The following is a 21,507-nucleotide window of genomic DNA, read 5'->3' as shown; positions in this document are numbered from 1 at the left end:
TATGCCCTACACCGTCACCCCCACCCACATCCCCGACTTGCTCATCCTTGAGCCCAAAGTGTTCGGCGACAGCCGAGGCTTCTTTTTTGAAAGCTTCAACCAGCAAGACTTCAAGCAAGTCACCGGTCTGGATGTGAACTTTGTGCAAGACAACCACAGCCGCAGCGCCCGCGGCGTGCTGCGCGGCCTGCACTACCAGCTGCAACAAGCCCAAGGCAAGCTGGTGCGCGTGGTGCGCGGCGCGGTGTTTGACGTGGCGGTGGACATCCGCAAAAGCTCCCCCACCTTTGGCCAATGGGCCGGGGTAGAGCTGACCGAAGACAACCACAAACAAATGTGGATTCCGCAAGGCTTTGCCCACGGCTTTGTGGTCCTGTCGGACACCGCGGACTTCTTGTACAAAACCACCGACTACTACGCCCCCGCGCACGAGCGCTGCATCGCGTGGAACGACCCGGCCATTGGCATCACCTGGCCCCAAGGCCTGACGCCGCAGCTGTCGGCCAAAGACCAAGCAGGTTTGACGCTGGCGCAGGCTGAGGTGTTTGCCTGATATTGCACAAAGCATCAATTGAAGAATAAAATGATTCGTTTTTTGATGCCCAAAGGACCCAAGCCATGCGCACAACATTGACACTGGACGATCAATTGCTGGCTCAAGCCCAGAAAATCAGTGGCCTGACAGAGCGCACTCAACTGCTGAGAGAAGCACTTTTGGCGCTGGTGCAGCGCGAAAGCGCCCATCGCCTCGCGCAACTTGGCGGCACTGAACCCCAGCTGATGTCCATCCCTAGGCAACAATCGGCCACATGATTTTGGTTGACACCTCCGTTTGGGTGGACCACTTGCGCCAGGGCGAGCCATTGTTGGTTCAGTCACTGATGCAAACACAAGTGGCAACCCATCCTTTTGTGGTGGGGGAATTGGCTTGTGGCAACTTGAAGAACCGACAAACAGTGATTGAACTGCTGCAAGGTCTGCCCCCGGTGAAATCCGCCCTTGATCATGAAGTCATGCACTTCATTGAAAGTAAGGGCCTCATGGGCAAAGGCATTGGCTACATCGATGCTCACCTCTGTGCCAGTGCATTGATCTCAGGTGTGAAGCTTTGGACCCGCGATAAAAGACTGCACGGCATTGCTCAAACGCTCAATTGCGTATGGGCTGAACCCGTTCACTGAAGAATAAACAACAACAATGCAAAACTTCTCCGCATCTCCCCGCGAGATGGTCGCCAGCCTTTGGCGCAACAAAGGCTTGATCCGAAACCTGATTCACCGTGAAGTCGTGGGCCGCTACAAAGGCTCCATGCTCGGCATCTTCTGGTCGCTGGCCAACCCCATCTTCATGCTGGCGGTCTACACCTTTGTGTTCAGCGTTGTCTTCAAGGCCCGTTGGGGAGCTGGCGGCAGCGACTCCAAAACCGAATTCGCATTGGTCTTGTTTGCCGGCCTGATGATCTTCAACCTGTTTTCTGAATGCATCAGCCGAGCCCCCGGCTTGATACTGGCCAACGTCAACTACGTCAAGAAAGTCGTCTTCCCCTTAGAAGTGCTGCCTTGGGTCAGCATGGGCAGCGCCTTGTTTCAGTTTGTGGTCAGCTTGGGTGTTTGGCTGGTGGCATATGGGCTGCTCTTTGGCGTACCGCATTGGCATGTGCTGCTGCTGCCACTGGTGCTGGTGCCACTGGTGCTGTTTGTCATGGGGCTGAGCTGGGCGCTGGCCTCGCTGGGGGTGTACCTGCGCGACGTGGGCCAAATCATTGGTGTGCTCATCACCGTGCTGATGTTTTTGACGCCCATTTTTTATCCGGCATCTGCGCTGCCCGCCGCCTACCAACCGCTCATGTTCATGAACCCGCTGACAGCCCCCATCGAAATGGCGCGTGACCTGATGTATTGGGGAAAACTGCCAAGCCTGAGTTTGCTCGCCGTCTACGGAGCAGGAGCGCTAGGTTTTGCCCTGCTGGGCTTTGCCTGGTTTCAGAAGACCCGCAAAGGATTTGCAGATGTTCTCTGAACACACCACCCCAGACAGCACCGAATACGCCATCGAAGTCAATGCCTTGAGCAAGTGCTACCAGATCTATGACAAGCCCAGCGACCGCCTTAAGCAAATGCTGATGCGCGGACGCAAGCAGTACTACAAAGAATTCTGGGCACTCAAAGACGTCAGCTTCAAGATCAAAAAAGGCGAGACCGTAGGCATCATTGGCCGCAACGGCTCGGGCAAGTCCACCTTGCTGCAAATGATCTGCGGCACGCTCAACCCCACGGGGGGCGAAGTCAAAGTCAATGGCCGCGTGGCAGCGCTGCTGGAGTTGGGGGCAGGCTTCAACCCGGAATTTTCGGGTGTAGAAAACGTCTATATGGCGGCATCGCTTTATGGCCTGAGCAAAGAAGAAGTCGATCAGCGCTTTGATGCGATTGCCGCCTTTGCTGACATTGGCGACCACATCCACCAACCCGTCAAAACCTATTCCAGTGGCATGTTTGCTCGCTTAGCATTTTCGGTTGTGGCCCATGTTGAACCAGATGTTTTAGTGGTTGATGAAGCTTTAGCTGTTGGAGATGCTCGTTTTGTTGCCAAGTCAATGAAGAAAATAAAGAAACTTCAAAATTCTGGGTCAACAATAATTTTTGTTAGTCATGATGTCGGCTCCGTACGAACCCTATGTCAACAAGCTATTTGGTTGCATGCTGGGCACTTAATGGATTTGGGTGAGGTCTTCCCAGTGACCGGCAAATTCACAGAATATATTTTTAAAGATCCTGATTTAGACGATACAGCCGAAGATAAAATAAAAGCAGTTGAAAATCAACTCGCAAATAATATTATTTCTAATAAAGATGATATAGATTTTAATGAAAAAATTATAAGCAATTCAATTAAATTTATGCCAATTAGAAATCCGAGACATTTGGCGCATTGGGGATCGCATCAAGGTTTGATATTGAGCTCCAACCTCACCAATTCCGAAAACCAAGAACAAGACGTTTTCAACTTTAGCGAATCATTTAAAATTTATGTAAAAGTCAAAGTACCAAAAACAATCCCAAGGAACACGCTCGGCGTTGCAATATCCATAAAGGACCTAAAAGGTACAGATTTGATTGTTTCATCAACTTATGACTCTCAAGTGAGGATATTACCAGAAGGTGAAAATTTCCAAGTTGTTTTTTCAATGATAAATATATTAGCTGAAGGAGAGTACTTGCTTGTTGTAGCACTGGAAAGCAGAGAGCATAACAGCATACATTACTATGAATACATTGAGGGAATTCAATATTTTAAAACTTTATCAAATAGAAAAATATTTGGAATTTTTCAACCACAAATCGATCAACAGGTATTGGCACATCCATGACAAATACTGATGAAATAAATACGCAAAGATACTGGGATGGCCGCTTCAATGAAGACTGGGAGCAGTTTGACGGTCCGGCACAGTCAAGATTTTTTTCAACCATTGCTCTTCAAAATATACCCGATTGGCTATTGAATGAAGCAAAAGGCAATAAATTAACCATTGCTGATTGGGGGTGCGCTCAAGGTGATGGAACTAGTGTTTGGGCTGACTATGTAGCATCGATTCAGATTACAGGTATAGATTTTTCGGAGGCGGCAATCCAAATTGCAAAAAAACGTTATCCAGATATTAAATTTTTGGCTGAAAACTGGCTGGAACCGAGTTTTAATTCAAATTTAAAATATGATATTGTTTTTTCATCAAATACGCTGGAGCATTTTCACAAACCTTTCGATATTTTAAATAACATATCCAATCATGCGGAAAAAATATTAATTCTTGCGCTGCCATACAAGGAGCATCAAAGAATTGATGAGCATTTTTTTACATTTATTCCGGAAAATATCCCCAGTGTAATTAAAAGAAAATTTCATCTAGCTTGGTCACGAGTTATTAATTGCAAAGACATTCCGGCCAGCTATTGGCCTGGCGAGCAAATAATCTTGATTTATATAGATTCCGAATGGATGGAATCTTTGAATTTGAAGTTATCAGATATTTCATTGGAGCGAGATGATTCAATTTTTTTGCGAGAGAATCATGGTGTATTACTGGCCGAGCGTGATCAGGCAATAAATGAGCGTAATCTAGCGATAAATGAGCGTGCTCGTGCTGATGTAGTGCGCGAGCATCTACAAATGCAGCTTCAAACGATGCTGACAAGCAATTCATGGGCAATAACAAGACCGCTGCGTTTCCTTGGCCGGATTGCCCGATACGGGCTGACAAAAAACGATACTCACCGTCTCGCAATCATCGTTAAACCTTACTGGCACATGCTCCCTATATCGCATGAGCTTAGGCAAAGCATCGGCAAGCGCATGAGACGTTTTCTTGCTCGCGTTGCAACTGTGGCATCGGTGAACTTGAAAAAACCTGAATCATTGCCAGAACTTGCAACTAACGAGGTCGGCAAGCCTGACTACTTTGTTTTTTCAGTTATTGACTGGCATTTCCGTCACCAGAGACCGCAGCAGTTAGCGCTCCAGATCGCGGAGACTGGCCGCAGAGTCTTTTACATCTCAGTCGATTTTGTAGACCATGCAGAGCCAGGCTTTGCGCTGGAATCACTTGATTCAAGTGGCCGGTTGTTCAATCTGCACCTGCACCTGCAAGGTGCACCCTCGGTGTACGGCAAACCACCTACTGCTGCCCAAATGAGTCAACTCACTCTCAGTATGGGGAGCTTGCTCGAGTGGACTCAATCGACCTCGGTTGTCTCTTTGATACAGCACTCCTTCTGGTCAGGGCTGGCCGCCCAGATGCCCAATAGCCGCTTGGTGTATGACTGCATGGATCATCACGAAGGTTTCGGCGGTGTATCTGATGAAATGATCGCCCACGAACGGGCCTTGCTTGCAGCTGCGGATTTGACGGTGACGACCTCCTTGTGGCTTGATAACGAGGTCGGCAGCAAAACTAGCCGTCATGTCTTGATACGCAATGCGACAGAGTTTGAACACTTTGCCAAAGCGCCCACTGGCGACATCTACAAAGATCCGCAAGGTCGTCGCATCATTGGTTACTACGGTGCAATTGCCGAGTGGTTTGATGTGGATTTGGTGGGCAAGGTTGCACAAGCATTCCCTGACTGCGCCATTGTGTTGATTGGTGCAGACACAGTAGGCGCGCAGCGTAAGTTGTCAGCATTTACAAACGTCAAATTCCTTGGCGAGATTCCATACAAGCAATTGCCATCTTACGCGCACGCATTTAATGTGTGCCTTTTGCCCTTCAAGGTGATTCCGCTGACTTTGGCGACAAACCCTGTTAAAGCCTACGAGTACCTCAGCATGGGCAAGCCTGTTGTGTCTACAGATTTGCCTGAAGTGCGCGAGATGGGCTCCGTTTGCACGGTAGCCACTGACGCCAGCGATTTTGTGGCTCAGATCAAGAAAAGTCTTGATAACTCTGGTACGCCCGAAACCCGGCAGACTTTTGCACAAGAACAGACATGGGCACATCGCGCACAAGCTTTGATCGCGGCCAGTGAGGACGCCTCGTATGACCCCCTGGTAAGCATTGTGGTGGTCACTTATAACAATCTGGACTTGACCAAGAAGTGCCTTGCCAGTCTGGACGCCTACAGTGACTACGCCAATATGGAAATCATTGTGGTTGACAACGCTTCTAGTGATGGTTCGCAAGCTTGGTTAACCGAGTGGGCAAAAGAAGCGCTCAATCGCAAATTGGTGTTGAACGAGGACAACCGTGGCTTTGCTGCCGGCAACAATCAAGGGCTTACATTGGCCGGTGGAAAGTACCTTGTCATGCTCAACAACGACACCCATGTTACGCCAGGGTGGGTACGCACAATGGTTAACCATATGCGTTGCGACGCAAGCATAGGTTTGCTTGGCCCAGTGACTAACAACATTGGTAACGAAGCGCGTATTGAAATTTTTTATGACGACATGGCGCAGATGCTCCAGCGTTCTGCCAGCTACACCCACGCACACGTTGGCCAGTTGTTGCCTTTGCGCACAGCGGCCTTTTTCTGCGTCATGCTGCGGCGTGAAGTCTTCGAAAAAATTGGCCCGCTGGACGAAGCGTTTGGTCGTGGATTTTTTGAAGATGACGACTATTGCCGCAGGATAGAACAAGCTGGCCTGAGTGTTTATTGTGCTGAAGATGTGTTTATTCATCATCATTTATCGGCCTCTTTCAACAAACTGCGCAGTTCAGAACGACAGGCTTTGTTTGAAAAAAACAAGGCCACTTACGAGGCAAAGTGGGGGGCATGGATTCCCCATGAATTCAGGCAATAAAAGTAATGAGCAAGAAAATTCTTTGTGTAGTAGGTACCCGCCCTGAGGCCATCAAAATGGCCCCCGTCATCCTCGCACTGCAACAAGAACCCTGGGCACAAGTGCGAGTACTTGCCACAGCGCAGCACAGGCAAATGCTCGATCAGGTTAATGCCTTCTTTGGGATTGAGCCTGATATTGACCTCAACATCATGCGTCCCAATCAAGCGCTCACCACCTTGGCGGCACGCTTGCTGCTGGAAATGGACGAAGTGCTGCTGTCCGAAAAACCCGATGCCGTGCTTGTGCAAGGTGACACCACCACCGTTATGACCGTCGCGCTCGCTTGTTTCTACCATCGCATTCCCATTGGGCATGTGGAGGCAGGCTTGCGTACATGGGACATGCAAAACCCCTTCCCGGAAGAAGCCAACCGCGTGATTGCCAGTAAATTGGCGCGCTGGCACTGGGCGCCGACCGAAGGCTCTAAGCAAAACCTGCTGAAAGAGGGTGTTGCCGAAGAAGACATCGTTGTCACTGGCAATACCGTGATCGACGCTTTGTTGATGACTGCCGCCAAAGACCTGAATGTAGGTATCGAACTGGATGCAAACAAGCGCTTGATCCTGGTCACCTCGCATCGCCGCGAAAATTTTGGTGAACCCTTTCGTAACATTTGCCGGGCCTTGCGCACCTTAGCCGAGCAAAACCAGGACGTTCAATTTCTATACCCGGTGCACCCAAACCCGAACGTCAAAGATGTGGCATACGAATTACTGGGGTCGCTACCGAACTTCTTCCTCTGTGAGCCGCTGGACTATGCACGCTTTATTGCTGCGATGAAGCGTTCTTACATCATTCTGACCGACTCCGGCGGCGTGCAGGAGGAGGCGCCAGCACTTGGTAAACCTGTCTTGGTTTTTCGTGAAGAAACCGAGCGCCCTGAAGCCGTAGACCAAGGGGCGGTCAAACTGGTTGGCCCCAACTACGACCGCATTGTTTCTGAGACCCAGCAGTTGCTCGATGACGAAAATGCTTACAAGGCCATGGCTCGAGGTGTGTCGCCCTATGGAGACGGATTGGCAGCGCAGCGTATCGTACAAACCTTGCGCGCACACTTCGTTGGTGAATGATGCTGTGGTTGGCGCAATGACAGTCGTAGCACGCATATTGATTTTGCGCGCACTGCCCTACGGTGCTGACTCACGTGCCGTGAGGTGGGGGCAGATATATTCTGCACACCCTACGTCTTGGGGTTGTTGGGGGTCAAAAGATCCGGCACATCAAGCCAGCAATATTCTGAAAAATCGCCCCAGTACTGGTTACTGGGGCTTTGTTTTTGGCTATTGCAAATTCATATTTGCCGCTTTTTTCTTTGCGTATCATCGATTGTCTGCTGGCGACACTGTGGTGTGTGTAGACCTTGAAACTGCTGTTCCAGGCATGCTGGCGGCAAGGCTGCGCGGTGCGCGTGTTCACTTTGATGTAGCGGACCCGTTTGATTTGGCAAAGCCCGTTCCACTGAAGCGATTTTTCCGTTGGCTGGAGTGGTGGGTGGCTAAGCATGCAGATGTTGTCACGGTGCCCCATTCCTCACGCCTTGATCTTTATGGCAGACCTTTAACAAATGCGCAGATTGTAGAAAACGTACCGCTGTTACCTTTTATGCAACAGCTTCGAACATTTTTAAAAGATGCCAATGGTCAGGCTGCCATGACCTTTGGCTACTTTGGAACGCTTGAAACCCATCGTGGACTGGAAGACATTGTAAAACTGGCCATGGAAAACGAAGCGGTGTGCTTCAAGGTAGGCGGTCGGGGTGCATTGGAATCCTTTATTCGTAAAGCCAGCGCATCTTGTCCTCGTATCGAATTTGTAGGTGAATATCTTCCGGCTGATCTGCCTGGGCTTACGCGAGGCGTAGACGTATATTGCTCCCTTTATTATTTAAGCAAGCCCTTGCACCGCTATGCTGCACCCAATAAGTTTTTTGAGCACCTTGCATTAGGGTTGCCTGTATTGATGTCAGCCAATACGCCCTATGCCAAGGATGTTGTGGAAGGCGAAACTGGTTGGGTGATTGAGGATGGGTATGAATCATTACAGGCTTGGTTTGCATCTACGCGCCTGTATAAAAGTGCATTCGAAAGCGCCTCGGAGAATGCACAGAAAAAATGGCAAAGTAGTTATCAAAACTGGCTTACTCAACAAAAAGAGAAGTTGCTCGCTTTCAACACGTAATGCGAACAGGTCTTGTTGTCCCCACCCGAAACCCCGGCACCCTGTGGCCTCGGTGGCTGGCTGCAGTGCAGGCGCAGGCTTTGGCTGGGGGTGTGGCGCTGATCGGCGTGGTGGTGGACTCTGGTTCCACCGACGGCACCACCTTTTCCGATTTACCTCAGGGCTGGCAGTTGCAGCCTATTGCGGCTTCAGACTTCAACCACGGCGGCACCCGCAATATGGCGCTTTCACATTTGCCGGCTGGCACAGATGTAGTGGTGTTCACGACGCAAGACGCCTTGCTCTCAGACCCACACGCCATCTCGCGCTTAGTGTCGGTGTTTGCAAACCCTTCGGTGGCCTGTGTATACGGCAAGCAGTTGCCCCATACCGATGCTACGCCCGTGGCGGCGCATGCCCGCTTGTTCAATTACCCCGCAGAATCCCGTGTAGTCAGCCTGGCCGACAAGGCAAGGCTGGGCCTCAAGGCCTGTTTCATGTCCAATTCTTTCGCGGCCTACCGTGTGGCAGATCTGCAGGCGGTGGGGGGCTTCCCGTCCGATGTGATTTTGGGCGAGGACATGTCGGTCGCGGCGCGCTTGCTCATGGCGGGCAAGTCGGTGGCTTATGTGGCCGATGCTTGTGCCTACCACTCGCACAATTACAGCGTGATGCAAGAGTTCCGCCGGTATTTCGATACCGGCGTCTTCCATGCACGAAGCCCTTGGCTTTTGGCTGAGTTCGGTTCTGCCGGTGGCGAGGGATTGCGCTTTGTGCGATCTGAGCTGGCTTATTTGTGGCGTCATGCCCCAGGGTGGATTCCGTCGGCGCTGGTGCGCACGGCTGCCAAACTGATCGGTTACCGCCTGGGGCGTTTGGAGTCGCATTGGCCTTTGTGGTTCAAGCGCTGGTGTAGCATGCACAAGGGGTTTTGGGGCTGAGCAGCCAAGGCAGATCATCCTGTCGTTTGAACAGCGGGGCAATCAAACAGACATCCTTGACCAAGTCTGTCGATGTGAGTTTGGACATTGAAGGTGTTGCCGAGCTGTGATGAATCTACAAGTTTGCCGGCATCAATGGCCAACATACACTGTCGTTGTCAGGCAGTTGTAGAGATGTGTATTTTGCGAACAGTAACAGCCGGTTAGACCGGCTTTTTTGTTATTTGGGGTGGATGTGTTGGATAAGAAAAGTCAAATCTGGCGACGATTAAGCCCGCTGCAGATCCGCATGACCAAGGCGGTTTTACTAGGGGTTGATGTGGTGGCCTTGCTGGTATCGGGGCTGCTGGCGGCACTGCTGGCGCAGTTGTGGGCTGAGCCCCCAAATGCGCAGTGGTTGGTGACGCAGGATGTGCAGCGGTATTGGGCTTGGCTGGGTGTAGCGGGTGTGGGCTTGGGTTTCTTTTTGGTGCGCTTTCGCCATTACAGCGACCGCAAACCTTTTTGGTCTGAGTTGGGCGAGACGATGATCGCTTTGCTGGTGTTGGCCGTGCTTGATTTGGCGGTTCTGGCCCTGACGCGCTGGAACTCTTCGCGTTTGTGGTGGGCCCTGGTGTGGCCGTTGGCCATGCTGTGTGTGCCGCTGGGCCGGGGCTTGGCGAGGTCGCTGATGCGGCGTGCGGGCGTATGGCAGCGCCCCACCTTGATCGTGGGCAATGGGCCCAATGCGCACGAGGCGGTGGCCGCCCTGAACAGCGAGCCGGCTTTGGGTTTTGCAGTGGTGGAGTTCATCGATGCAGCCCAGGCTTCAACGGCATTGACAAAAAAGCTGAAGCAGTGGGCCCAAGTGCCCGGCGTGCAGTTTGTGCTAGCTTTGGAGCACGGTCAAAACGATTTGCGCGAAGACTTGCTGCGGCGCTTGGCGCACTGGAAGGCCGAAGACGTGAGCGTGGTGCCGGCCATGCGGGGTGTGCCTTTGTTTGGCACCGACATGTCGTATTTCTTCTCGCACGAGGTGGCGATGCTCAAGTTGCGCAACAACTTGCGCTATTGGCCCGCTCGCTTGCTCAAGCGGGTATTCGACTTGTTCGCGGCTTTGGTGCTGCTGGTGTTGGGGGCCTTGCCTTTGCTCTACATCGCCTTGCGCATTCGGCGCGACGGCGGCCCGGCCATGTTTGCGCACCAGCGGGTGGGGCAATCGGGCAAGGTGTTTCCGTGCTTCAAGTTCCGTACCATGCAGGTAGATGCCGAAGAGCGCTTGCGCGAACTGCTGGCCAATGACCCGGCCGCACGCGCCGAGTGGGAGCGCGAGTTCAAGCTGCGCAACGACCCGCGCATCACACCCATCGGCCAGTTTTTGCGCCGCACCAGCCTGGACGAGCTGCCGCAGTTGTTCAACGTGATCCGCGGCGAGATGAGCCTGGTGGGCCCCCGCCCTGTGATCCGCGCCGAGCTGGCACGTTATGGCGACGATGTTGATTACTTTTTGATGGTGCGCCCAGGCATGACAGGCCTGTGGCAGGTCAGCGGACGCAACGACACCAGCTATGAGACCCGGGTGTACCTGGACACTTGGTACGTGAAGAACTGGTCCCTGTGGTATGACATTGCGATTATGTTCAAAACAATACGCGTGGTGCTGAACAAGGACGGCGCATATTGAAGCCTGTAGCCCTGACTTGTGCCAGTCTGGGTCAGTGGTGGTGGCCCACCACTTCGCCGGCTTTGAGTTTGTAAACCGTACCGCAATAGGGGCACTTGGCCTGGCCGGATTTGGCCACGTCCAGGTACACCTTGGGGTGGCTGTTCCAGATTTTCATGTCAGCCTTGGGGCTGGGGCAAAACACACCGCCCTGGGGGTTCAGGTCGGCGGTCAGCAGTTCAACAGTCGCGTTGCTCATGGGTCAAACCTGGGTCAGCCAGTGGGCGTATTGGGGGTTGCGGCCGTTGACGATGTCAAAGAAGGCGCTCTGGATTTTCTCGGTGATGGGGCCGCGGCTGCCCACGTAATCGCCCTTGCCCAGCTCGATGCGGTCAAGTTCGCGAATTGGGGTCACTTCGGCGGCGGTGCCCGTAAAGAACGCTTCGTCGGCGATATAGACCTCGTCGCGGGTGATGCGCTTTTGCACGATCTCTAAACCCAAGTCTTTGGCAATGTGGAACACCGTGTTGCGGGTGATGCCGTTCAGGGCGCCGGCCGACAGGTCGGGCGTGTAGATCACGCCGTTTTTCACCACAAAGATGTTCTCACCCGCGCCTTCAGACACAAAGCCCGAGGTGTCGAGCAACAGGGCTTCGTCGTAACCTTCGTCGGTCACTTCCATGTTGGCCAAGATGCTGTTGGTGTAGTTGCTCACCGCCTTGGCTTGCGTCATGGTGATGTTGACGTGGTGGCGGGTGTAGCTGCTGGTCTTCACGCGGATGCCGCGCTTCAGGCCTTCTTCGCCCAAATAGGCCCCCCAAGTCCAGGCGGCCACCATCAGGTGGATGGTGTTGCCCTTGGGGCTGACGCCCAGCTTCTTGTCACCAATCCAGGTCAGGGGGCGGATGTAGCCCGACTCCAACTTGTTCTCGCGCACCACGGCGCGCTGGGCTTCGTTGACCTGCCCTTGCGTGAAGGGGATATTCATGCGCAAGATCTTGGCGCTGTTGAACAGCCGCTCGGTGTGCTCTTGCAGGCGGAAGATGGCGGTGCCTTGCTCGGTTTTGTAGGCGCGCACGCCTTCAAAAGCGCCGCAGCCGTAGTGCAGGGTGTGGCTCAGCACATGGATCTTGGCGTCGCGCCAATCGACCATCTGGCCGTCCATCCAGATTTTGCCGTCACGGTCTGACATGGAGGGGATGACAACGCTCATGAAAGTGTCCTTTGAAGAAGGGGCATTAAACAGTGCAAAAGGGAGATTTTAAGGGCTGACCTGCTCGGGCCGCTGCAGCGTCCATTCGGTCAGCTTGCCGCCCACAAAAGTGCAGCTCACGCTCGACTGGCCAGTGTCGGTCCAGCGGTACACCTCGGGTTGGGCGTCTTTTTCGGTTTTCAGCTCGCCCAAGGCGCGGGTCATGGCGATCACATGCATCAAGGTCGCGCCTTTTTTCAGCTTGGCGTTGAGCATCACCGCACTGGCCACATGGCCGATCGGGCGATCGGCGGCTTTTTTGAGGATGGTGAGCAGGCGCGTGAAGTGCAGCAGCACCCACATGACAATGCCGCCCACGGCCAGGGCGATGCCCGGCCATCCAAAGGCATGCCAAGCCCCAACGGTCAGGGCGGCGATGGCGGTGAGGGTGAGGATTCGGGTGAAATTCATGGGGGCCGATTGTGCCTTGCTGGCGCGACTGGGTGCGCCATCAGCTGGATTTTTTCAGGGCCAAGGCCTGATCGTACAAGGTGTTTTTGGATTCGCCCGAGATCTCGGCCGCCAGTTTGACCGCTGTTTTGAGGGGCAATTCGGGCAGCAGCAGCTGCAAGACCCGCAGGCCTTCGCCCGTGGCGTCGTCTACCGGCGCGTCGTGCAGCACCAGCACAAATTCACCCCGCAGGCGCTCGGGCTTTTCGGCCAGCCAGGCGCTCAAATCTTGCGCGGGCAGGGTCTCGATTTGCTCGAATTGCTTGGTCAGCTCGCGCCCCAGCGTGACGCGGCGCGGGCCCAGCAGCGCCAGCGCCTGGGCCAGGGCTTCGATGCGGTGCGGTGCCTCCAGCAGCACCACGGCGCGGCTTTCTTGGGCCAGCTTTTGCACGGCCAGTTGCCGCTCGGTGGCTTTGCTGGACAGGAAACCCGCAAACACAAAGCCGCCGTCACCGGTCATGCCCGCTGCGCTCAGGGCGGTGGTCACGCTGCTGGCCCCGGGCAAGGGCATGACCCGAAACCCGGCTTGACGCACGGCGGCCACCAGCCGGGCCCCTGGATCGCTGATAGCGGGCGTGCCCGCATCGCTCACATAAGCCACGCGCTGGCCTTGCCCCAAGCGCTCCAGTACGTTATGCGCCGCTTCGGCTTCGTTGTGCTGGTGCACCGCCAGCAGTTGGCTGCCCGGACGGTCCAGCCCATAGGCGCGCAGCAATTGCTGGGTGTGGCGGGTGTCTTCGCAGGCCACCACGTCCACCTTGGACAGCACATGCAAGGCACGCAGGCTGATGTCGGCCAGGTTGCCAATCGGGGTGGCCACGACATACAGTGTGCTGGCCGGGTGGTTTTGTGCACCAGCGGCTTCGTGCGCAGCCGCCAGGGCGTTGGCAAACGAGGCAGACAAGGGAGACGGAGTCAATGCAATTCCTCAAAAAAGACAAAGTGGGTCAGCCCTCGGCCAAAGCCCGGGGTGATGCGGGCGAAGACGAGGCGCTGGCCTTTTTGCAAGCACGCGGCTTGCGGTTGTTGCAGCGCAATTATCGGACCCCCGGCCGAGGCGGGGGCGAAATAGACCTGATCATGCAAAGTCCAGACGGCACCGTGGTGTTTGTCGAGGTGCGGCAACGCAGCCGAAGTGACTTTGGCGGTGCGGCCGCCACCATCGGCCATGTCAAGCAACGGCGCATTGTGTTTGCAGCCCGGCATTACCTGCTCAGCTGGCGTCAGTTGCCGCCGGCCCGCTTTGATGTGGTGGCCCTGGATGCCGCCGGGCCGCAGTGGCTGCAGGCGGCCTTTGACGCCAGCTAGCGTTCCGGTTTCCCGTAGGTCGGTGGCTTTAGCCCCGACATTCCGGGCTAAGGCGCGGGCTGAACCGGGCTGACGGGGTTATCATCCCGGCCTATGTTAGACCTGCGCATTCAACAGCATTTCATCGACAGTGCCGATCTGCACTACCAGGTGGCCGATGGCTTGGCCAAGCCTGTTGATTCGGCCGTTCAGGCCGTTTTGGCCTGCGTGACCGGTGGCGGCAAGGTGCTGACGGCTGGGCTGGGTGCATCGGCAGGTCTGGCGCAATATTTGGCGGGGTTGCTGGTGGGCGGCTTTGAGCGAGAAAGACCGGGCCTGTCGGCCATGGCCTTGTCGGCCGATGCCCAGATGGCCACTTTGTGGCCCGAAGAGCAGGCTGTGGCCAGCCAGGTGCGTGCCTTGGGCCACACCGGGGATGTGCTCTTTCTCATCAGCGCCCATGGGACTGAAAACACCCTGGTGCAGGCGGTGCAGGCCGCGCACGAGCGTGAAATGAGTGTGGTGGCACTCACCGGTCACCAAGGCGGCGCATTGGCCAGCCAACTGCGCGAGACCGATGTGCACGTGTGCGTGCCCCATGAGCGCGTGGCCCGAATTCGCGAGGTGCAGCAGTTGGTGCTGCACTGTTTGTGTGATGGCATTGACACCCAGTTGTTGGGTGAACAGGAGTCTTATTAAATGAAACGTCAACTTCAAACAGTGGTCTACAGTGCCGTGATGCTGGCCACTTTGGCCAACCTGAGTGCTTGCGCACCTTTGATCGTGGGGGGCGCTGTCATGACCGGTGTGGTGGCCACTGACCGCCGCACCACGGGCACCCAGGTCGAAGACGAAAGCATTGAGATCAAAGTGGCCAGCGCCGTGCGCCAAGAAATGGGCGATCGCATCCACCTGAACGTGACCAGCTTCAACCGCCAAGTGCTGCTCAGTGGCGAGGTGCGCACCGCTGCGGACAAGGAGCGCGCCGAAAAACTCGCGTCGAGCCAGGAAAACGTGAACGCGGTGGTGAACGATTTGACGGTGATGCCCGTCAGTTCACTGACCCAGCGCTCCAAGGACATCGTCATCACCGGCAGGATCAAAGCGGCCTTTGTGGACGCCAAAGATCTGCAGGTCAACGCCTTCAAGGTGGTGACCGAGCGCGGCATCGTCTATCTGATGGGCCGCGTGACTGCGCGCGAGGCCAAACGCGCCACGGACATCGCCCGCGGCATGAGCGGTGTGGCCAAGGTGGTGCGCGTATTTGAAGAAATTCCCGAGCAAGAGCTTCAGCGCCTGAGCCGTCCGACCCAGTAATCGGTCCGATGTCAGCCGGCGCGCCGTCTTGGTCGACCGCCTCACCAGGTTTCTATGGCCAAGCTGCCATCAGAGGGCTTCACGCGCCCGGCTTCCAGACCCGCCACCAACCACTCCCGCGTGGCGGCGGGATCAATCACCGCATCAATCTCTAAGGTGGCCGCCATGTTGATGGCGCTGCCGTTGTCGTATTGCTGCGCCAGCAGCTGCTCAAACAGCGCTTCGCGCTCGGGGCCTTCGGGCAGGGCCTCCAGTTCTTTGCGGTAACCCAAGCGCACAGCCCCTTCCAGGCCCATGCCGCCAAACTCGCCTGTGGGCCAGGCCACAGTGGCCAGCGTTTCATGAAAGCCCCCGCCGGTCATGGCCATCGCGCCCAGGCCATAGCCTTTGCGCAGCACCACGCTCAGCAGTGGCACCCGCAGGTGCGCGGCCGCCACAAACATGCGCGAAACATGGCGTACCTGCGCCGTGGCTTCGGTGTCCGGCCCGACCATGAAGCCGGGCGTGTCCACCAAACTCACCATCGGCAAGCCATGCGCGTTGCACAGCTGCATGAAGCGGGCGGCTTTGTCGGCGGCGTCGGCGTCGATCGCGCCGCCCAGGTGCAGCGGGTTGTTGGCCATGAGGCCCACCGGGCGCCCCGCGATGCGCGCCAGCGCGGTGTGGATGCCCGCGCCAAAGCCGGTGCGCAAAGGCAACAGACTGCCTTCGTCGGCAATGCCCTGCATGGCGGCGCGGGTGTCGTACACGCGCAGGCGGTTTTCGGGCACCACATGGCGCAGGGCTTCGGCGGGTGGGGCGTGCCATTCGGTTTGCGCACCCTGAAAACACGACAGGTAATGCCGCGCTGCCGATACCGCCTGCGCTTCGTTGTCCACCAGGATGTCAATCACGCCGTTGCCGTGCTGCACGGCGCTGGGGCCAATCTGTTCGGGCTTGAAGACACCCAGGCCCCCGCCTTCAACCATGGCCGGGCCACCCATGCCGATGTTGCTGTCTGCCGTCGCAATGATCACGTCGCAGCAGCCCAACAAGGCCGCGTTACCCGCAAAGCAGCGCCCCGCCACCACGCCCACCACCGGCACCCGGCCGTTCAGACGCGCAAACGAGGCGAAAGTGGCCAGATTCAGGCCCGCGACGATGGCGACATCGACATCCCCAGGTCGTCCCCCGCCGCCTTCGGCAAACAGCACCACAGGCAACTTGTTTTGCAAAGCGATGCCCAACATACGGTCGGTTTTTTGGTGGTTGCGCATGCCTTGCGTGCCGGCCAGCACGGTGAAGTCGTAGGCCATGACCACCACGCGCTGGCCGTGGATGCAGCCGATGCCGGTGACCATGCCGTCGGCGGGCGTGTTGCGCACAAGATCCTCGGCACTGCGGCGGCGGCTTTGCGCGGCCACGGCCATAGCGCCATATTCCACAAACGAACCCGCGTCACACAGATCGGCGATGTTTTCGCGGGCAGTGCGCAGGCCATTGGCGTGGCGCTTGGCCACCGCTTCGGGGCGCTGTGCGTCGAGCGTGAAAGCCAGGCGGTCTTGCAGTTTTTTCAGGTCAGCCCGTTCGGCAGGTGCCACCGGCGGTTCATCAAGCTGGGGCTGATCAGGCACGGCGCTGGCCACAGACTCAGACAAAGGCGCCAATGTCACCAGCACATCGCCATCCCCCACCGTCTCGCCCGCCTGGAAGAACAGCTCGGCCAAGCGCCCGGCATGGGGGGCACGGATTTCGTGCTCCATTTTCATGGCTTCCAGAATCACCAGCACATCGCCCGTGGCCACGGCATCACCGGCGGCCACCAGCCACTGCACCACTTGCGCTTGAAGGGGGGATCGAATGTCTTGCATTCGGCCATTGTGCGGCGCGCCCCGAAGGGCAAACGGTCAAGTTCGGGACAATGGGCGCGGCCTTTTCATGCCCGGCAGCCCAAGGGCCGCCAGCATGGCGGGTCAGTGCCCGCTGGTGGCGCTGCGCACCCGCGCCACAGCTTGATCAAGCCCTGTCCAGGCGGGCTGGCTCGGGGCATAACGCTGGCGCATGTAACGCGCCAGATCGGCGATTTGCTGGTCGTTGAGCGCATGGCGGAAACCCGGCATGAAGCCCACTTGTGGCCCCGGCACCTCTTGCACGCCATCCAGGATCACGCGCAGCAGGTTGTCTGGCCGCTCACTGTGCAAGTTGGTGTTCAGTGCCAAAGGCCGGTTGACGCCCAACAGCTTGGGGCCGTCGCCTTCGTGGTGGCAGGCGCTGCAAGCGCCATCAAACAAACGCTGACCGGTGCTGCCCACCAGCCGGGTGCGCTGCTCGGCCGCTTGTTGCACCACCTGGCGAGCCAGGCTGGCGCTGTCGGTCTCGGGCGGGTTGAAGCTGGCCAAATAGGTGGCCATGGCGCGGATGTCGCTGTCGGGCACCTGGGCCAGTTGCTGCACCACCGGGGCCATGGGGCCTGCGGCCATGCCATGGTGTTCGGTGTGCCCATGGCGCAGGTAGCGGAACAGCTCTTCAGCGCTCCAAGGCACGGGCGCACGCGACAAGGCCGTCAGAGCCGGGGCTTCCCAGCCGTCCACCATGGCGCCGCTCAAAAATGCCTGGCCGCTGCGCTCTGCGCCCAAGGCGTTGCGCGGCGTGTGGCAAGCACCGCAGTGGCCCACACCATTGACCAGATAGGCACCGCGGTTCCATTCGGCAGACCGGTCCGGAGCGGGCACCCAGGGCTTTGCATCGAGAAACAGGCCATTCCAGGTCGCCATGAAGGCCCGCTGGTTGAAAGGAAAGGCCAGCGAGGTGGTGGGCGGCGCCGACGCCACGGCAGGCTGGGCCATCAGGTAGCCATAAATCGCCATCAGATCGTCGTCGCTCATTTTGGCAAACGACGTGAAAGGAAAGGCCGGGTACAGATGCCGCCCATCGCGCGAGATGCCCTCGCGCATGGCCCGCTGAAAGGCACTGAAGGACCACCGGCCGATGCCGTGCTCAGGGTCGGGTGTGAGGTTGGTGCTGAAGACCGTGCCAAAAGGCGTGCTCATGGCGCGGCCCCCGGCGTTGGACACGCCGCCTGGTGCGGTGTGGCACACCACGCAGTCCCCGGCTGCCGCCAGTTGACGGCCCCGCTCAATGGTTTCGGCGGTGTACAAAGTGCCAGGGCTGAAGGCGACCGGCGCAATGGCCGCCCGCCCGCCCAGCAGCGCCAAAGCGGTGCCCAAGACCCCCAGCAAAACCGCCCCCGCACGCGACCAGACCGGCCAGCGCTGGGGCCAGCGCACGCCTTGCGGCATCACCGTGGGTGCACGTGTGGGTTGGGGCGTGGGCGACTCGGTGGGGGGGGCGTCGCCGTGCAAGGCCGCACGCACCCGCTCGGGGGTGAATGGTGGCTCCCGAAAGCGCACACCGGTGGCGTCAAAAATCGCATTGGCAATGGCCGCCGTGCCGGGCACCGACGACGACTCGCCCGAACCCAAAGGCGCTTCGTGCTGGCGGGGCAGGGTGACGACTTCGACCACCGGCACGTTACGGAAATTCAAAATCGGGTAACTGCCCCACTCCTGTGTGGCCACGGTGTTTTTGAGCGGTTCGATCTGCACTTGCTCATGCAATGCGCGGCTGGTGGTTTGCAACACGTTGCCGTGGATTTGGTGTTCCACGCCAGCGGGGTTGATCATCATGCCGGCGTCATGGCCCACCACCACACGGCTGACATGCACCTCGCCCGTGCGCCGGTTGACCTCGACATCGGCCACCCAGGCCGCCCAGGCCGCGCCAAAGCCCGGCCATTTGCTGTGCACATAACGCGCATAGGCCACGCCTTGGCCCCGAACCACCTCACCGTTGGTGCCGGCCACAGCTTGCTGCCGGGGTGCTGTGCGCACCTGCCATCCAGCGCGCTCGGCGGTGGTCGCCAGCAGCTCGGCAGCGCGCGGATCTTTGAGGTACTGCAAACGGAATTCGACCGGGTCTACCCCGGCAGCCGTTGCCAACTCGTCGATGTAGCTTTCGTGCGCAAACGAGTTGGGCAAGGCCGACACACCGCGCAGCCATGAGGCCCGCAAAATCGGGGCCATGTCGTTCACACTGACCCGCAGGTGGGTGTAGTCGTAGGGGGGGCGTGCGGTGCGGTCACCCATTTCATAGGCTTGCGCCAGTGGCTCCACCGTGCGGGTGAGCAAGAGCGCCAAAGTGGGCGCTCCGTTGGAGGGGTAGCTGGTTTCAAAATCATAGGCCGCCACCGAACCATCGGCGTTCAGCCCGCCGCGCACATCCATCAGCTGGGCTGCGCCCTTGGGCTCCCAGGCATGTTCTTGTTCGCGCGTGAGTTGCACCCGCACCGGTGCCCCCACGGCGCGGGCCAGCAAGGCGGCATCGGCGGCCACATCGTCGGCACCGTTGCGACCATAGCAACCGGCCGCTTCCATGCGGACCACATCGATGGCGGTGTCGGCCAGGCCCATGAGCCGTGCCAGGTCAGCGCGCAGCACATGCGGGTTTTGCGTGCCCGCCCAGACGATCAGGCCAGGTTGGTTTGGATCTGCCGCATCAGCCGCATCCGGCGCTTGACCCTGCCACAGCGCCACGGCACAAGACGGGCCAATCGAGCCGTGCAGCTGGTAGGGCCACACATAAGTGCGCGACAAATGCTGCGACGCCTGGGCCAGTGCAGCGTCCACATCGCCCTCGTCCACCAGTCGGCGCTGGGTGGACGGGTTGTTGCGCAAGGCTTGCTCAACATCGCCGAGTTCAGGCAGTCCGGGCCAGTCTTTCCATTGCACGCGCAACTCGCGCATGGCTTGCTCGGCCTGTTCTTCGCGCTCGGCAACCACCCCCACAAAATCACGGATCACGACCACCGCACGCACACCGGGGATGTGCGCGATGGAAGACTCGTCCACCGACGCCAACGTGTTGCCGATGAAGTCACCATGGTCAGCCCCGGCATATGGAGGCCGCACCACGCGCCCGTGCAGCATGCCAGGCACACGCATGTCGTGCACAAACACCTGCTCACCGCTGACCTTGGCCGGAATGTCCACCCGCTGCACGCTCTGGCCGATGAGGCGGTGCTCGCTGACAGGCTTCAAAGGGGTCGCCAGCGCCAAAGTCAGCGCGACGTGTTGTGCCTGCAGCAGCTGGCCATAGGGGCAGTGCCGTGATGGGTCCGAACGCGAGGACACCACACCGTCTTGCGCTAGCAGGTCATCGGCCGGAACACCCAGCGCAACGGCCGCCTGAGCCAGCAACCAAGCCCGGGCCTGCGCCGCAGCGGCGCGCAAAGGCACGGCATGAATTTGCAGCGTGGCACTGGCAATCGTGGCCCCCTGGTTGGGGGCCAGCGTGGTGCTGCCCAGCACTGTGTGCACTTGGGACAGCGCCACATCCAGTTCATCGGCCACCAACTGAGACAGCGCGGTGCGAATGCCCGTGCCCAGGTCCACATGCCCATTCAGGGCTGTCACGCTGCCGTCGTCCCACACGGCCAACAAAATCTCCACACCCTCGGCCGGATTGCCCGGCACCGCCGAGGGTTGGCCTTTGACGGGCGGCGGCGGGGGTGGCGGCTCACGCGTGATGAGCAACACGCCTTGTGCTGCATGAAAATCAGCGCGCCGCTTTGGCAGTTCGGCTCGGCGTGTCATGTCGACTGGCCCATGCGCTGGGCAGCCAACAGCACCGCCTGGATGATTTCTAGGTGTGTGCCGCAGCGGCACAGATTGCCGGACAACTCTCTGCGCACATCGGCCTCACTCGGGTTCGGATTTCGGGCCAGCAAGGCCGCGGCCATCATGACCATGCCATTGAGGCAATAACCGCACTGGGCAGCCTGGGCATCGACAAAGGCTTGTTGTACCGGGTGCAAGGCACCCGTTTGCCCATGCAATGCGGGCAAGCCCTCGAGCGTGGTGATGCTGCGCCCGGCGACCCCATGCGCAGGGATCACGCAGGCCCGCGCAGCCACCCCGTCCACCCACACCGTGCAAGAACCGCATTCGCCCAAGCCACAGCCGTATTTCGGGCCGTTGAGCTGCAGATCATTGCGCAGCACATGCAACAAGTTGGCACGGCGCGTGGTCTCGGTCAAGGCATGCCGGACCTGATTGACTTGGACAAAGGCTTCGGTCATGGCGAGG

19 protein-coding genes and 1 pseudogene are annotated in these 21,507 nt (G+C 57.9%); 13 read left to right on the top strand and 7 right to left on the bottom strand.

Going from position 1 to position 21,507, the window contains the following annotated elements:
• The first annotated feature begins 1 nt into the window (after position 1).
• From rfbC to wbaP, 10 genes are all read left to right on the top strand, one after another.
• Complete coding sequence (gene rfbC, locus Q0O99_RS06040; RefSeq protein ID WP_293749563.1) at positions 2-553, top strand: dTDP-4-dehydrorhamnose 3,5-epimerase; 552 nt, start codon at positions 2-4, stop codon at positions 551-553.
• Between the two features lie 65 nt (positions 554-618).
• Positions 619-813, top strand: a complete 195-nt coding sequence (locus tag Q0O99_RS06035) for a type II toxin-antitoxin system VapB family antitoxin (RefSeq protein WP_293749561.1) — start codon at positions 619-621, stop codon at positions 811-813.
• Positions 810-1,181 carry a type II toxin-antitoxin system VapC family toxin gene (locus Q0O99_RS06030; protein WP_293749560.1) on the top strand — a complete coding sequence of 124 codons (372 nt, stop codon included), beginning with the start codon at positions 810-812 and terminating at the stop codon, positions 1,179-1,181. The genes Q0O99_RS06035 and Q0O99_RS06030 overlap by 4 nt, the downstream gene beginning before the upstream one ends.
• A gap of 16 nt (positions 1,182-1,197) precedes the next feature.
• A complete protein-coding gene (locus Q0O99_RS06025; protein ID WP_293749558.1) occupies positions 1,198-2,019 on the top strand; it encodes an ABC transporter permease in 822 nt (273 codons plus the stop codon).
• A complete protein-coding gene (locus Q0O99_RS06020) occupies positions 2,009-3,367 on the top strand; it encodes an ABC transporter ATP-binding protein (protein ID WP_293749556.1) in 1,359 nt (452 codons plus the stop codon). Before Q0O99_RS06025 ends, Q0O99_RS06020 begins: the two co-directional genes overlap by 11 nt.
• Complete coding sequence (locus Q0O99_RS06015) at positions 3,364-6,297, top strand: glycosyltransferase (RefSeq protein WP_293749554.1); 2,934 nt, start codon at positions 3,364-3,366, stop codon at positions 6,295-6,297. The genes Q0O99_RS06020 and Q0O99_RS06015 overlap by 4 nt, the downstream gene beginning before the upstream one ends.
• A 5-nt stretch (positions 6,298-6,302) precedes the next feature.
• Positions 6,303-7,409: a non-hydrolyzing UDP-N-acetylglucosamine 2-epimerase gene (gene wecB / locus Q0O99_RS06010; protein WP_293749553.1), complete on the top strand. Its 1,107-nt coding sequence runs from the start codon at positions 6,303-6,305 to the stop codon at positions 7,407-7,409.
• Positions 7,402-8,517 (top strand): glycosyltransferase, encoded by a 1,116-nt coding sequence (locus Q0O99_RS06005; RefSeq protein ID WP_293749551.1) that lies wholly within the window; start codon positions 7,402-7,404, stop codon positions 8,515-8,517. The genes wecB and Q0O99_RS06005 overlap by 8 nt, the downstream gene beginning before the upstream one ends.
• Positions 8,517-9,437: a glycosyltransferase gene (locus tag Q0O99_RS06000; protein WP_293749550.1), complete on the top strand. Its 921-nt coding sequence runs from the start codon at positions 8,517-8,519 to the stop codon at positions 9,435-9,437. The genes Q0O99_RS06005 and Q0O99_RS06000 overlap by 1 nt, the downstream gene beginning before the upstream one ends.
• A 289-nt stretch (positions 9,438-9,726) precedes the next feature.
• Positions 9,727-11,100, top strand: coding sequence for an undecaprenyl-phosphate galactose phosphotransferase WbaP (gene wbaP, locus Q0O99_RS05995; protein ID WP_293749548.1), 1,374 nt, complete (start codon positions 9,727-9,729; stop codon positions 11,098-11,100).
• Positions 11,101-11,131: 31 nt separating this feature from the next.
• Here the strand turns inward: wbaP and Q0O99_RS05990 are convergent, their stop codons facing one another.
• The 4 genes from Q0O99_RS05990 to rsmI are packed head-to-tail and all read right to left on the bottom strand — an operon-like array spanning position 11,132 to position 13,685.
• Positions 11,132-11,338, bottom strand: a complete 207-nt coding sequence (locus Q0O99_RS05990; protein ID WP_293749546.1) for a zinc-finger domain-containing protein — start codon at positions 11,336-11,338, stop codon at positions 11,132-11,134.
• Positions 11,339-11,341: 3 nt separating this feature from the next.
• On the bottom strand, positions 11,342-12,292 hold the full coding sequence (locus Q0O99_RS05985; RefSeq protein WP_293749544.1) for a branched-chain amino acid transaminase: 951 nt from the start codon (positions 12,290-12,292) through the stop codon (positions 11,342-11,344).
• Between the two features lie 48 nt (positions 12,293-12,340).
• Positions 12,341-12,742, bottom strand: coding sequence for a glycerate kinase (locus Q0O99_RS05980; RefSeq protein WP_293749542.1), 402 nt, complete (start codon positions 12,740-12,742; stop codon positions 12,341-12,343).
• 40 nt (positions 12,743-12,782) lie between these two features.
• Positions 12,783-13,685, bottom strand: a complete 903-nt coding sequence (rsmI, locus tag Q0O99_RS05975) for a 16S rRNA (cytidine(1402)-2'-O)-methyltransferase (protein WP_293749589.1) — start codon at positions 13,683-13,685, stop codon at positions 12,783-12,785.
• Between the two features lie 14 nt (positions 13,686-13,699).
• Between rsmI and Q0O99_RS05970 the strand changes: the two genes are divergently transcribed.
• The 3 genes from Q0O99_RS05970 to Q0O99_RS05960 all read left to right on the top strand — a co-directional run bounded on the left by Q0O99_RS05970 (position 13,700) and on the right by Q0O99_RS05960 (position 15,385).
• Positions 13,700-14,089, top strand: coding sequence for a YraN family protein (locus Q0O99_RS05970; RefSeq protein ID WP_293749540.1), 390 nt, complete (start codon positions 13,700-13,702; stop codon positions 14,087-14,089).
• Positions 14,090-14,182: 93 nt separating this feature from the next.
• The gene (locus Q0O99_RS05965) at positions 14,183-14,767 is read left to right on the top strand and encodes an SIS domain-containing protein (protein WP_293749538.1); all 585 of its coding nucleotides are present in this window, start codon (positions 14,183-14,185) and stop codon (positions 14,765-14,767) included.
• Positions 14,768-15,385 (top strand): BON domain-containing protein, encoded by a 618-nt coding sequence (locus Q0O99_RS05960; protein ID WP_293749535.1) that lies wholly within the window; start codon positions 14,768-14,770, stop codon positions 15,383-15,385.
• Between the two features lie 41 nt (positions 15,386-15,426).
• On the opposite strand, the pseudogene Q0O99_RS05955 reads toward Q0O99_RS05960, so the two are convergent.
• The 3 genes and pseudogenes from Q0O99_RS05955 to Q0O99_RS05945 all read right to left on the bottom strand — a co-directional run.
• Positions 15,427-17,226, bottom strand: a pseudogene (locus tag Q0O99_RS05955) (carboxyl transferase domain-containing protein); the annotation flags it as partial.
• A gap of 111 nt (positions 17,227-17,337) precedes the next feature.
• A complete protein-coding gene (locus tag Q0O99_RS05950) occupies positions 17,338-21,015 on the bottom strand; it encodes a molybdopterin cofactor-binding domain-containing protein (protein ID WP_293749534.1) in 3,678 nt (1,225 codons plus the stop codon).
• Positions 21,012-21,500: a (2Fe-2S)-binding protein gene (locus tag Q0O99_RS05945; protein ID WP_293749532.1), complete on the bottom strand. Its 489-nt coding sequence runs from the start codon at positions 21,498-21,500 to the stop codon at positions 21,012-21,014. The genes Q0O99_RS05950 and Q0O99_RS05945 overlap by 4 nt, the downstream gene beginning before the upstream one ends.
• Between the last annotated feature and the right edge of the window lie 7 nt (positions 21,501-21,507).

This window comes from Limnohabitans sp. Rim8 (assembly GCF_945901735.1).
Lineage (GTDB): Bacteria > Pseudomonadota > Gammaproteobacteria > Burkholderiales > Burkholderiaceae_C > Limnohabitans_A.
Note: the sequence above shows the minus strand (reverse complement) of the source record. Positions and strands in the feature narration are given on the sequence as shown.

Excerpts from the sequence above, each read along its gene's own strand:
- rfbC (WP_293749563.1), top strand. The coding sequence starts at position 2 with ATGCCCTACACCGTCACCCCCACCCACATCCCCGACTTGCTCATCCTT.
- Q0O99_RS06035 (WP_293749561.1), top strand. The coding sequence starts at position 619 with ATGCGCACAACATTGACACTGGACGATCAATTGCTGGCTCAAGCCCAG.
- Q0O99_RS06030 (WP_293749560.1), top strand. The coding sequence starts at position 810 with ATGATTTTGGTTGACACCTCCGTTTGGGTGGACCACTTGCGCCAGGGC.
- Q0O99_RS06025 (WP_293749558.1), top strand. The coding sequence starts at position 1,198 with ATGCAAAACTTCTCCGCATCTCCCCGCGAGATGGTCGCCAGCCTTTGG.
- Q0O99_RS06020 (WP_293749556.1), top strand. The coding sequence starts at position 2,009 with ATGTTCTCTGAACACACCACCCCAGACAGCACCGAATACGCCATCGAA.
- Q0O99_RS06015 (WP_293749554.1), top strand. The coding sequence starts at position 3,364 with ATGACAAATACTGATGAAATAAATACGCAAAGATACTGGGATGGCCGC.
- wecB (WP_293749553.1), top strand. The coding sequence starts at position 6,303 with ATGAGCAAGAAAATTCTTTGTGTAGTAGGTACCCGCCCTGAGGCCATC.
- Q0O99_RS06000 (WP_293749550.1), top strand. The coding sequence starts at position 8,517 with ATGCGAACAGGTCTTGTTGTCCCCACCCGAAACCCCGGCACCCTGTGG.
- wbaP (WP_293749548.1), top strand. The coding sequence starts at position 9,727 with ATGACCAAGGCGGTTTTACTAGGGGTTGATGTGGTGGCCTTGCTGGTA.
- Q0O99_RS05990 (WP_293749546.1), bottom strand. The coding sequence starts at position 11,338 with ATGAGCAACGCGACTGTTGAACTGCTGACCGCCGACCTGAACCCCCAG.
- Q0O99_RS05985 (WP_293749544.1), bottom strand. The coding sequence starts at position 12,292 with ATGAGCGTTGTCATCCCCTCCATGTCAGACCGTGACGGCAAAATCTGG.
- Q0O99_RS05980 (WP_293749542.1), bottom strand. The coding sequence starts at position 12,742 with ATGAATTTCACCCGAATCCTCACCCTCACCGCCATCGCCGCCCTGACC.
- Q0O99_RS05970 (WP_293749540.1), top strand. The coding sequence starts at position 13,700 with ATGCAATTCCTCAAAAAAGACAAAGTGGGTCAGCCCTCGGCCAAAGCC.
- Q0O99_RS05965 (WP_293749538.1), top strand. The coding sequence starts at position 14,183 with ATGTTAGACCTGCGCATTCAACAGCATTTCATCGACAGTGCCGATCTG.
- Q0O99_RS05960 (WP_293749535.1), top strand. The coding sequence starts at position 14,768 with ATGAAACGTCAACTTCAAACAGTGGTCTACAGTGCCGTGATGCTGGCC.
- Q0O99_RS05950 (WP_293749534.1), bottom strand. The coding sequence starts at position 21,015 with ATGACACGCCGAGCCGAACTGCCAAAGCGGCGCGCTGATTTTCATGCA.
- Q0O99_RS05945 (WP_293749532.1), bottom strand. The coding sequence starts at position 21,500 with ATGACCGAAGCCTTTGTCCAAGTCAATCAGGTCCGGCATGCCTTGACC.